The organism is Sphingobium sp. SG1, assembly GCF_057063145.1.
Genome location: NZ_JBVVOJ010000001.1, coordinates 57,867 through 70,016 on the forward strand (window position 1 = coordinate 57,867; position 12,150 = coordinate 70,016).

Here is a 12,150-nt window from a genome sequence, read left to right on the forward strand (position 1 = left end):
CGCACCAGCCTCTCCCCTGTCCGGTCGTTACAGCGCCTGCTGTTCCGAATTGAGGTTGCGCTTCGGCGGCAGTTTGGCGCCGGCATCGGGCGTCGCACCATTGAGGCTCGCCGGCACCTCGACATAAGGCAGGCCTAGCGTCTGGCTGGTCATGCGGCGGATGCGGTTGGTGAGATCCGGGCTGGCGTTGAGTTTCTGCCCATAGGAGGGCACCATCGCCGCCACCTTGGGCTTCCAGCTGGTCGCCATCTGCTGCGGGAAGGCACGACGCATCACTTCCAGCATGATCGCCGGCGAGGTGGAAGCGCCGGGCGAGGCGCCCAGCAGCGCAGCGATGCTGGCATCCTTGTCGGTGACGATCTCGGTCCCGAACTGCAGCACCGTGCCCTTCTTGGGATCATATTTGATCACCTGCACGCGCTGGCCGGCGGTGATCAGCTTCCAGTCGCCGCGCTTGGCATTGGGATAATATTTGACCAGTTCGGCCTGGCGCTGGGCATCGGTCAGCGTCGCCTGCTGCGCCAGATAGCGGACCAGATCCAGATTTTCCGCGCCGACCTTCATCATGCCGCCCACATTATTCTTGTAGATGGAAGCGAACAGATCGAGCGGCGAGCCATTTTTCAGGAATTTCGTGCTCTGGAGTGCGAAGGGACCGAACAGGGTGACCGACTTGCCGTCGAGCTTGCGCGCATCAAGATGCGGCACCGACATGGGCGGCGATCCGGCCTCCGCCTTGCCATAGACCTTCACATTGTGACGGCTGGTCGCGGCCGGGCCCTCGAACGCCAGGAACTGGCCGCCGACCGGGAAGCCGGCATAGTTTTTCGATTCCGGAATGCCCGACATCTGCAGCAGCTTGAGCGAGGCACCGCCCGCGCCGATGAAGACGAACTTCGCCTTCACCACGGCATCGCTGTTCTTCTTGAGGTCATGGACGGTGACGTTCCACGTCTTGTCCGCATTCTGATGCAGGCCGCGCACCTCATGGCCAAGCTGAAGGGTGAAATTGCGATTGCGGGTCAGCGCGTTGGTCAACTGGGTCGTGATGACACCGAAATTGACATCGGTGCCGAGCGGCATGAAGGTCGCCGCCACCTTCTGCTTCGGGTCGCGCCCCTCCATCACCAACGGCGCCCAGCGGCGGATTTGTGCGGGATCCTGCGAATATTGCATGCCGTAGAAGAGCGGGTTCTTGACCAGCGCATCGCGGCGCTTGTGCAGATAGGCGATATTGTCGTCGCCCCAGACGAAGCTCATATGCGGCGTCGCGTTGATGAAATCGGTCGGCTTGGGCAGACGGCCCTGCTTGACCTCATGCGACCAGAACTGGCGCGAAATCTCGAACTGCTCGGCGATGTCGACGGCCTTGTCGGTCGCGATCGATCCGTCGTCCTTCTCCGGCGTATAATTCAGCTCGGCAAAGCCCGAATGGCCGGTGCCGGCATTGTTCCAGCCATTGGAGCTTTCCTGCGCGACCTTGTCCATCCGCTCGTAGATGTCGATCCGCCAGTCCGGCTCCATTTCCTGGAGATAGGTGGCCAGCGTCACGCCCATGATGCCGCCACCGATCACCAGCACGTCGACCGCCTGGTCATTGGCGGCCGCCTTGCCGGCGGGCGAGGCCATCGGACGGAACAGGAAGGCGGTGGCGGCAATCGCCAGCACCAGGAGGAGAATGGCGAGGGTAAGGAGGATCTTCTTGAACAGGGGCCGGCGGCGCGATGCCGCCGGACTGGAGGAGGATGTCATGATCGTGGGTTCCAAATCTGCGTGGAAAGGGGCCGGGCGGCCGGATGCGCGTTCGCCAATCTTGTCCGTCAGGTCATGCGCACCACCCCATCCACCTTCAGAAACGGAAGCTCAGCCAGCCGGCCAGATAATCGCTGTTGCCATAGCCGGCGCGGCTGAGCACCGGGCCTGCATCCAGATGCTCGTAGCGCCCGACAAAGGACAGGCGCGGCGTGATCGACCATGTGATCTGTGCGCGGATGGATTCACCGATCTTGTGGCCGGGGACCGATTGGGTGCCGGCGAAGATCGACTTGTTGGCGCGATAGACCGCATCATTTTCATCGGCGCGCCAGGCGAACTGATATTCCATCGTCGCCTTCACCCTCTTGAACGGCGACAGGGTCAGGCTGGGCGCCAGCGTCTTGAGGTTGGTCGGCGTCATGCACAGCTGGTAGCTGTAATAGATATTGTTGCCGAAGGGGGCGTAGGCGGCCTTCAGCGTGCCACCCTCGAACGTGCCGCCGCCACTGGCATAATCGGCGTGGAAGCCGATGCGCGGCCCCATCGGCAGATCGCCGGGCAGCTTGTAGCTCTGGTTGAAGAAGAGCTGCCAGGCGCTGATGTCGCGCCCGTCGAAATCGCCGAACTGGTGGTTGACGGTCCAGTCGAGATTGACCGGGCCAACCTCCCCCCACAGGCGCGCGCCAGCGTAGAAGCGCTCGACCCGGCCGGTGATGCCACCCCACAGCGCTTCGCTGGTGCGCAACCGCCAGAAAAAGGGATCGAGATAGAGCTCCGATCCGCCCAGCGCCTTTTCGGGAATGCGGATTCCGGCGGTGAAGCCGGAAAAGCGCCGGCCCTGTTCGACCTTGTCGTCGCTCGTCCCGCCATTGCCCAGCGCGGTCGGCTTGAAATCGAAGGCATCGATGCGGAGCGACCCCGTCCGTGCCCAGGCCCGCACGCCGTTCAGCGCATAGCGGATCGTGTTGTTGTCGCGCTGCGACGTCAGCAGATTGGGGCCGTCGGTAAATTCCTGCCGCCCATAGCGCAGGCCCAGGTCCATGCCCGCGACCCGGCCCTTCAGTTCGGCGAAGGACTGGAGCAGCACCAGATCATTGCGCAGCGATCCCGACGGCGTGCCGATATTGTCACCGGACATGCCGCCATGGGCGATCTCGCCATAGAAGCGCAGATGCGGTCCAACATGCAGATCGGCACCGCCGACCAGCCGGTTGATGTCCTGCCGCTGGCTGCCGGCGTTCCGCAGGTTGAGGTTGGTGGTGTAGTTGACCCGCACCCGCGCCTCGCCGCTGAGCGTCAGATAGATGTCGCCATCCGCATCCAGCGGCAGATATTTGAGGCGATCGAACAGGTCGTCGCGCTGCGCGGGATCGGCCTTGCTGCGCCAGTCCTCCGCCCAGCGCGACAGGGCATAGCCGCCCGATACCGATCCTTCGCCGACGGCATCGGCGGGATAGAGGCTGGCGGGCTCAGCGGGCATGTCGTCCGCCCATGCGGGACTGGCGAACAGGGTTGCTAGGGTGAGAGCGGAGACGGCGACGGGGCGGCGCACGGCCGCGCAGGAGAAACGAACCATGGTGGCTGCGCCTCATTCCGCCGGGACGGCGTTGGCGAGCGCCGGCTCAGCCGGGGATGGCTCTCTGCCATCACCCCGCATCGCGGCCTGCAACCGCGCCTGGTCCAGCTGCCCTTCCCAGCGCGAGACGACGACCGTCGCCACCGCATTGCCGATGAAGTTGGTGAGGCTGCGGCATTCGCTCATGAAGCGGTCGACGCCCAGGATCAGGGCCATGCCGGCGACAGGCACGGAGGGGACGATGGAAAGGGTCGCCGCCAGCGTGATGAAGCCCGCGCCGGTCACGCCCGCTGCGCCCTTGGACGAGAGCATGGCGACGCCCAGCAACAGGATCTGGTCGCCGATCGACAGGTCGACACCGGTAGCCTGCGCGATGAACAGCGCGGCCAGCGTCATGTAGATATTGGTGCCGTCGAGGTTGAAGCTGTAGCCGGTCGGCACGACCAGGCCGACGATCGACTTGGGGCAGCCCGCCCGCTCCATCTTCTCGATCAGCGCCGGCAGCGCGCTTTCCGACGAGGAGGTGCCCAGCACCAGCAGCAATTCGGTCTTCAGGTAGCGGATCAGGCCGAAGATCGAAAAACCGGAGGCACGGGCAACGAGGCCCAGGATCACGACCACGAACAGCGCCGAAGTGAGGTAGAAGGTGCCGACCAGGAAGGCGAGATTGGCGAGCGTGCCGACGCCATATTTGCCGATGGTGAAGGCCATGGCGCCGAACGCACCCACGGGCGCGGCCTTCATGACAATGGCGACCAGCTTGAACACGGCGGTCGAGACATCTTCGAGCAGATCGAGCACGCGCGCGCCGCGATCGCCGATCAGTGCCAGCGCGACCCCGAACAGGATCGCGACGAACAGCACCTGAAGGATATTGCCGCTGACGAAGGCAGACAGGAAACTGTCGGGGATGATGCCGGTCAGAAAGCCGGTCAGCGTGCTGTCATGCGCCTTTTCCGCATATTCGCTGACCTTGCTGGCGTCGAGCGTGGCGGGATCGATGTTGAGGCCCGCGCCCGGCCGCACCACATTGGCGACGATCATGCCGACGACCAGCGCCAGGGTGGAGAAGAAGAGGAAATAGGCAAAGGCCTTGCCCGCGACCCGGCCGACGCTGGCAATGTCGCGCATGCCGGCAATGCCGGTGACGATCGTCAGGAAGATGACCGGGGCGATGACCATCTTCACCGCCTTGATGAAGGCGTCGCCGACCGGCTTCATCGCCTCCCCCAGATGCGGCGCGAAATGGCCGAGCGCCACGCCGGCGATGATCGCCAGCAGCACCTGCGCATAGAGATGAAGATACCAGGGACGCCGCACGACCGGCGTGTCGGGAAAATCGGAAATCTGCATGACAGTTATCTTTCTGGCCCTCGCCAAAAGCCTTCCCGCCTTCTTGATTGGGCGGGTCGGGAATTGAGGTGGCCAGTATCGAGCCGTCGGAAGTGCAGGACAAATTGTAGGAAAAATGAGATTAAATTATTATAATTCAATATGTTAATTATACATCGGCACGGGTGAGAAAGCATTTTCAGTGCAGATATCTGCTCACCAGCTTTGCATGATGTGCAGAAATTTGCACATGGCTTACCGGCGCGATATGCAGGGCTATGGACAGCGCCCGCTTCCCGAATCGCATCCTGTGGATCGCCCTGTTCCTGGGCGTGGCCGGGGGCCTGCTCTGGCTGTCGGGCGAGGTTGCCGAGCGCAATGCCATTGCCCGGCTAAGCGTGGAGACGCGCGGCGCCGCGATCCTGCGCCAAGCCTATCTCAAGAGCGAGATCGAGCGGTTCCGGCTGCTGCCCATCGCCCTGTCCGACGACAGCGACCTGGTCGCCGGCCTCACCGGATCACAGGCCGCGCTGCGCGCGCTGGACCGCAAGCTGCAGGCGCTTGCCCGCACCACCGGCGCGGCGCAAATCTATGTGCTCGACGCATCCGGGCGCACCGTCGCATCGAGCAACTGGGGCAGCGAGCGCAGCTTCGTCGGCCAGGACTATTCCTTCCGCAACTATTTCAAGCTCGCCGCCGCCCATGGATCGGGCGCGCAATTCGCCCTCGGCACGATCAGCGAGCGGCCCGGCATGTATCTGTCGCGGCGATCGCGCGGCGGCGGCTATGTCGTGGTGAAGCTGGAATTTGACGGGATCGAGCAGCAATGGGCGCGGCTCGGTGAGATCACCTTCATCACCAGTCGCGAGGGCATCATCCTGATCACCAGCCGCCCCGACTGGCGCTTCACCACCATCCATCCGCTGTCGGCGCAGGCCAAGCAGCGCTTTCGCGCCGAATTGCAGTCCGGCCGCGGCTCACTGCTGTCGGTGCCGCTCAGGGGCATGGGCGATGCCGATGGCCGGCAGATCGTCAGCCCCGCCGACGAACCGCGCCGCCGGCTGCTGTGGCAATCGGTTGCGGCCGGCGAACCGGGCTGGCAGCTCAACATGCTGACGCCGCTGCATGGCGTGGAAAGCTTCGTGCGCACGGTGCGGCTGGCGACCCTGTTGCTGCTGCTGCTGCTCGCCGGTGGCATCTGGATATTGCGTGAGCGCGGCCATCGTCGCGCCGAACGGGCGGCCATGGCCGCCGCCCGCACCAGCGAACTGGAGGCAATGGTCACCGCCCGCACCCGTGAACTACGTCGCGAGATGGAAGAACGTGCCGCCAGCGAAACGCGCGCCGACACGCTGCGTGAAGGGCTGCGCCAGGCCAATCGCCTGGCATCACTAGGCCAGATCACCGCCGGCATCGCCCATGAAACCGCTCAGCCTGTCGCCGCGATCCGCAGCTATGCCGCCAATGGCCGGCTGTTGATCGAGCGCGGCGATAGTGAGGCGGCTGCCGAAAATATGGCGGCGATCGAGCGGCTGACCGACCGGATCGGCAAGGTCACGGCCGAACTGCGCGGCTTTTCCCGCAAGGCGACCGGCGCGATCGATGCCATCCCGCTCGCCGGGCCGATCGAGGGCAGTGTGCTGATCCTCAAATCGCGGCTGGCGCGGGTCGACCTGCATCTGCCGGTCCTGCCCGACGATCTGCGTGTCATGGCCGACACGATCCGGCTGGAACAAGTTCTGGTCAACCTGCTGCAAAATGCGCTGGAAGCGCTGGAGGGCGTGACCGCGTCGACGATCCGACTGTCGGTCGCGCTCGATGCGGAGACGGTATTGCTATCGGTGATCGACAATGGGCCGGGCATCGATCCGTCGGTGCAGGGCCAGCTTTTCACGCCCTTCGTCACCAGCCGCCCGTCGGGCCTGGGGCTCGGCCTTGTCATCGCCAGCGACATCATGGCCGACATGGGCGGATCGCTGCGCCTGCTGCCCAGCGAAGTCGGCGCCCATTTCCAACTGAGTTTGAAACGCGCATGACCGACATGCCCCCGCGTCCGATCGCCCTGGTCGACGATGATGATGACCTGCGCGCCGCCATGGCGCAGACGCTGACGCTGGCGGGCCATGAGGTCCGTGCCTTCGCCCGCGCCGCCGACGCGCTAGCTGCGATCGATGCGGATTTTCCCGGCGTCGTGGTCAGCGACGTGCGGATGCCGCACATGTCGGGCATCGACCTGTTCCGGGCGCTCCACCCCCGCGACGCGGAACTGCCGGTAATCCTGGTCACCGGCCATGGCGATGTGCCGATGGCGGTGGATGCGCTGAAGGCCGGCGCCTGGGACTTCCTGACCAAGCCCTTTGATCCTGACGCTCTACTGGCATCGGTCGCGCGGGCGAGCGAGAAGAGGCTGCTGGTGATCGAAAATCGTCGCCTGCGCGCAATGGTCGATACCGCCGTCGCCTCCCCGCTGATTGGTCATTCCCCGGCGATCGAGCGGCTGCGCGACATGGTGGCGACATTGGCCGACACCAATATCGACATATTGGTCGAGGGCGAGACCGGCACCGGCAAGGAACTGGTCGCGCGCATGATCCATCAGCGCAGCCGCCGCGCCAGCGCCCAGTTCGTCAGCATCGCCTGCGCCGCCGTGCCCGATGCGATCGCCGAAACCAGCCTGCATGGCGAGAGCCTGGCCGGGCGCGCGCCGCTCGAAGGGCGGCTGGCCCGCGCGCATCAGGGCACCTTGTTCCTGGACGATGTCGACCAGTCGGGGCCGGCGCTGCAGGCGCATCTGATCCAGTTTCTGGAGGATCGACTGGTCCGCCCGGTCGGCGCGCGCGAACCCCAGCCGGTGGACCTGCGCGTGATCGGCTGCATGACGCAGCAGGGCCAGGCGGCGACGATCCAGCCGGCTTTGCTCTATCGGCTGGCGGCGGTGCGGCTGCATATCCCGCCGCTGCGCGAACGGCGCGAGGATATTCCACTGATCTTCGCCCATCTGCTCGATGCCGCCGCGCGCCGCTTCCGCCGCGCGGTGCCGCCGGTCAGCCGCGCGGTGCTGGCCCATCTGCTGGACCATGACTGGCCCGGCAACGTCCATGAACTGGGGCGGCTGGCCGAGCGGCTCGCGCTGGGACTGGAGCAGGAACCCGTTGCCGATGGCGCGATGCTGCCGCTCGACGCGCGCATGGACGCGTTCGAGCGCATGGCGATCATCGAGGCGATCCAGGCGACCGGCGGCGACATGGGCCAGGCGATCGAGCGCCTCGGCCTGCCGCGCAAGACCTTCTATTATCGGGTCCGACGGCTGGGCATCGACCTGCGGAAACTGCGCGGGCTGGATGGATAGATAGGGCTTCGGCCACATGACAGAAATGTAATGTTTGATATGTTGTAACATCATAGACATGTTTTTACAGAGGCGGGGCAGCCTCCAGCGCGACCGAGCAGGGCCTGGAGGCCAGAATAATGTCGCTCCATCCACCTCGGGGGATCCAAGTCCATGAAATTCCAGTTTCTCGCCGGCTGCGCGCTTGCCGTTCTCAGCGTTTCGACAGCCGCCCATGCGCAAACCGCATCGGATGACGCGGCCGACGGCTATCATCAGGCCACCCGTTCCGACATCATCGTCACCGGCATCCTGCCGACCCGCCGCCAGGACATGCTGTCCAGTGTCGCCGTGGTCGAGGGCAAGGACCTAACCCAGGCAATCCGCCCCTCGATCGGCGAGACGCTGGAACATCAGCCGGGCGTATCCGCCACCTCCTTCGGCCCCAGCGCATCGCGCCCGGTGCTGCGCGGCCTGCAGGGCGAACGCGTCAAGATGCTGACCAACAGCCTGTCGACCGTCGACGTGTCCAACACCTCGGTCGATCATGCCGTGGTCGTCAATCCGCTGCTCGCCGAACGGATCGAGGTGCTGCGCGGGCCACAGTCGCTGCTCTACGGATCGTCGGCGATCGGTGGCGTCGTCAACGTGATCGACAAGCGTATCCCCACGGCCATCCCGGATGAGCCGGTCCATGTCGATGCGATCGGCACCTATGGTTCGGCCGCAGACGAGCGTTCAGGCGCGGCCTCGGTCGATGTCCCCCTGTCGGGCGGTTGGGTTGCCCATGCCGATGGCAGCTATCTCAAGAGCGACGATGTCCGCATCGGCGGCCATGCGCTGACGCCAGCACTGCGTGCCGAAGCGCTGGCGTCGAGCCTGCTTCCCGCCGAACCGGCGGAAGAAGGCGAGGAAGCGATCGACTTCGCCGGCAATGCCGCGGTCAAGGGCAAGCTGCCCAATTCGGCGGCCAAGACCTGGACCGCTGGCGGGGGAATCGCCTATATCGGCGACACCGGCAATATCGGCATTTCCTACGACCATTATGACAGCCTATATGGCGTGCCGATCCGCTTTGCGACCCAGCCGGGCGACGAGCAGGAAGCCCCGCGCCTCAGCATGAAACAGGACAGCGTCAACCTGCGCGCCGAAGTGAATGGCGACGGCAATGTGCTGGACAAGGTTTCGCTGCGTCTGGGCTATGCGGACTATACCCATGCCGAGCTGGAAGAAGATGGCTCGGTCGGCACCGCCTTCTTCAGCAAGGGCATGGAAGCCAGGCTGGAACTGACCCAGGCCAAGCATGGCGCCTGGCGCGGCGCGACCGGCGTGCAACTGTTCAACCGCGACTTCAACGTGATCGGCGAGGAAGCCTTCCTGCCGAAAAACTCGACCACGCAGGTCGGCGTCTTCACCCTGCAGCAGCTCGATTATGGCGCGCTCAAGTTCGAGCTGGGCGGCCGCTACGAACATACCAGCCTGACCGCCAATCCGCTGGAGGATCAGGAACAGTTCTTCGCCGGCAAGCGCAGCTTCGACGCCTTCTCGGGCTCGGTCGGCGCCTCCTATGGCCTGACCGACAGCTGGCGCATCGGCCTCAACCTGTCGCACACCGAACGCGCGCCGGCGGCTGAAGAATTGTTCGCCAACGGTCCCCATGCCGGCACCCAGGCCTATGAGGTCGGCAATCCCGACTTCAATCTGGAAAAGGCCAACAGCGTCGAGGCGATCCTGCGCGGCAGCGGCGACAATTACAGCTTCGAGGCGTCGGCCTATCACACTTGGTTCTCGAACTTCATCTATGAGGATCTGACCGGCGAGGAGGAGGATGGCCTGCCCGTCTATGCGTTCAACCAGGCGGACGCCCGCTATTATGGCTTCGAGGTGCAGGGATCGCTGACCCTGGCCAAGCTGGGCGACGGCAAGATCGTCGCGGATGGCCTGGCCGACTATGTCCATGCCAATGTGAAGAGCGTCGGGCCGGCGCCGCGCATTCCTCCGCTCCGTCTGCTCGGCGGCCTGGCCTATCAGGCGACCAAGTTCGACCTGCGCGGCGAAGTCGAGCGTGTCAGCAAGCAGGACCGGGTCGCCGAATTCGAGACCACGACAGCCGGCTACACCATGGTCAATGCCGAGCTGAATGTTCGCCCCTGGGGCAAGGAACGTCCGCTCAGCTTCGCCCTGTCGGCCAACAACATCTTCGATGTGGTCGCCCGCCGGGCCTCGTCCTTCCTCAAGGACTATGCCCCGCTCACCGGCCGCGACATCCGTGTGACCGCGCGGGTCAGCTTCTGATTTGGAAGAACCGGGGCGGGTCGACCGCCCCGGTTCATCGGGCTCAGTTCTCCCTGAGCACCGGATAGAGATGATGATAGGGGCTGCGATCGGGCAGCCGGGCCGAAAGCCAGTCGAGCCGCGCGTCGCCATCGGCCGCAAATGTAGCATCAGCGGCCAGTTTCGCCTCGAACTCTGCGCGAAGCTGCGGATCGGCGGCCAGCAGTGCCTCGGCGATCGGCGCGCGGACGAAATCCTCCGCGCCAGAAGGCGCCGCCAATATCTCCGGGAAGAAGCCCCAGGCGAGGAAACTGTCCTGGCTTTCCGGCTCCAGCAGCGCTGCCGCCAAAAGGCCCAGCGGCTGATCGGCCGGCACGCGCACTGTGCCGACGGGCAGCGTTTCAGTCACGGTCTGGTGCCGCAACTTCGTGTCCAGCGGGATGCGCGCGTCGCGCACCGACATCGATTGCGGGTCCACCAGCCGCGCCCGATCGAGCGTCAGCGTGCGCGGCGCGTCCAGCACATCATACTGAATGCCGTGCAGCGTCAGCCGGTCGATCACTTCGGCCTGCCCGGCCGGTATCCACCATGCCTTGGGCAGGCGCACCGTCTCGACCGGTTCCTGGCCGATGATCGGCATCCGCCAGTCGACCGGGCGGCCCAGCCATTTCTGTTCCCTGCGCCCGCTCGCCGGCGAGACATAGGTGTCGAAGGCAATGCCCTTGAACCGTTCGACCCAGCCGATCGGCTGCGCAGCGGGTTTCCACCGGGTCAGCATTTCGGCGGGGCGCGATGCCTGGTCGCTGGCCTTCGCCTGCGCAATCGCTCCGGCATCCTGCCCGGCCAGCTTCAGCGCCGCCTCCAGCAGCACATAGGTGCCCAGCACTCGCTGGCGATAAGGCTTCATCATATGGTTTTCGACCAGCACGGTCGGAACGCCGATGAAATCGCCATAGCCGGTCGAATAGCGCGGCCCTTCGGGCGCCTGGCGGATACCCTTGGTCGGCTCGCGCGTGTCGATCGGGCTTGGATAGATGGTGGGGACATGCCCGGCCTTTTCCAGCGCTGCCGTCACGCTCGGTCCCAAACGGCCCTGCAGCCAGTCGGCGGTGGCGCGATGATAGGCATAGCGGCCCCAGCCGGCATAGGTGAAGGTGATGTCATATTGCATGTCGAAGCCATCGCTGACATGGCAATCGACATAGAGGATCGGGTCGAGCCGGCGCAGCAGGCCGATCATCGCCCGGCATTCGGGCGCGTCCGCTTTGGAATAGTCGCGATTCAGGTTGATGTTGCGGCTATTGCCGACATAGCCCTTCTCCGTCGGGCCGCGCAGCGCCGGGAAGTTCCAGCGGCTCATCTTCTCATGACCGTCGATATTATAGACCGGCACGAACACCAGATCGACCTTGTCGAGCAGCCCGTCCTTGCCGCGCAGCGCGATGTCCCTCAGCAGCATGAGGCCCGCATCCTTGCCATCGATCTCGCCCGCATGGATGCCCGCCTGCACCAGCACGACCGGCTTGCCCGTGCCGCCCTTGCTGGCGCGGACCAGCAGCATATCGCGCCCTTCGCCGGTGCGGCCGAAGGTTTCGAGGCTGATGAGGGGAGATGCTGCATCCAGTCGCTTCAACCACGCCTCGACCTCGGCATAGCGCGGCGTGGTGGCAAAGCCTGCCTGCTCGGCCGGCGTGATCCAGGGATCATCCTTGCCGACCACCAGCTTTTCGCTCGCACCGGACCAGGGCAGCGTTGGCGGCAGCACCGACGCGGGCAGCCCCGGCAGCGGCGCCTCACTCGGCGGCTGCGCGATGGCGGCGCCAGCGACACACAAAGCGGCGGCGCCCAGAAGGCGCGTCATGCTCTTGCTCATGTCTCTATCCTT

At 65.0% G+C, this 12,150-nt stretch carries 7 protein-coding genes; 3 read left to right on the forward strand and 4 right to left on the reverse strand.

Features of this window, described 5'->3' with window-relative positions:
- Nucleotides 1–27: 27 nt before the first annotated feature.
- From mqo to AC0KVN_RS00255, 3 genes are all read right to left on the reverse strand, one after another.
- Entirely contained in the window at nucleotides 28–1,752 is a 1,725-nt protein-coding gene (gene mqo / locus AC0KVN_RS00245) for a malate dehydrogenase (quinone) (RefSeq protein ID WP_483655206.1), read from the reverse strand.
- A gap of 97 nt (nucleotides 1,753–1,849) precedes the next feature.
- The gene (locus AC0KVN_RS00250) at nucleotides 1,850–3,331 is read right to left on the reverse strand and encodes an alginate export family protein (RefSeq protein ID WP_482240359.1); all 1,482 of its coding nucleotides are present in this window, start codon (nucleotides 3,329–3,331) and stop codon (nucleotides 1,850–1,852) included.
- A 12-nt stretch (nucleotides 3,332–3,343) separates the two neighbouring features.
- Nucleotides 3,344–4,684 (reverse strand): dicarboxylate/amino acid:cation symporter, encoded by a 1,341-nt coding sequence (locus tag AC0KVN_RS00255; protein ID WP_435567516.1) that lies wholly within the window; start codon nucleotides 4,682–4,684, stop codon nucleotides 3,344–3,346.
- 257 nt (nucleotides 4,685–4,941) lie between these two features.
- Here AC0KVN_RS00255 and AC0KVN_RS00260 point away from each other — a divergent pair, with 257 nt between their 5' ends.
- The 3 genes from AC0KVN_RS00260 (at nucleotide 4,942) to AC0KVN_RS00270 (ending at nucleotide 10,286) form a co-directional block, all read left to right on the forward strand.
- The gene (locus AC0KVN_RS00260) at nucleotides 4,942–6,699 is read left to right on the forward strand and encodes a sensor histidine kinase (protein WP_483655207.1); all 1,758 of its coding nucleotides are present in this window, start codon (nucleotides 4,942–4,944) and stop codon (nucleotides 6,697–6,699) included.
- Nucleotides 6,696–8,012, forward strand: a complete 1,317-nt coding sequence (locus AC0KVN_RS00265; protein ID WP_483655208.1) for a sigma-54-dependent transcriptional regulator — start codon at nucleotides 6,696–6,698, stop codon at nucleotides 8,010–8,012. The genes AC0KVN_RS00260 and AC0KVN_RS00265 overlap by 4 nt, the downstream gene beginning before the upstream one ends.
- Before the next feature lie 153 nt (nucleotides 8,013–8,165).
- Nucleotides 8,166–10,286, forward strand: coding sequence for a TonB-dependent receptor (locus AC0KVN_RS00270; RefSeq protein WP_435567513.1), 2,121 nt, complete (start codon nucleotides 8,166–8,168; stop codon nucleotides 10,284–10,286).
- A gap of 43 nt (nucleotides 10,287–10,329) precedes the next feature.
- Here AC0KVN_RS00270 and AC0KVN_RS00275 read toward each other — a convergent pair whose 3' ends face one another.
- Nucleotides 10,330–12,138: a M14 family metallopeptidase gene (locus AC0KVN_RS00275; protein ID WP_483655209.1), complete on the reverse strand. Its 1,809-nt coding sequence runs from the start codon at nucleotides 12,136–12,138 to the stop codon at nucleotides 10,330–10,332.
- Between the last annotated feature and the right edge of the window lie 12 nt (nucleotides 12,139–12,150).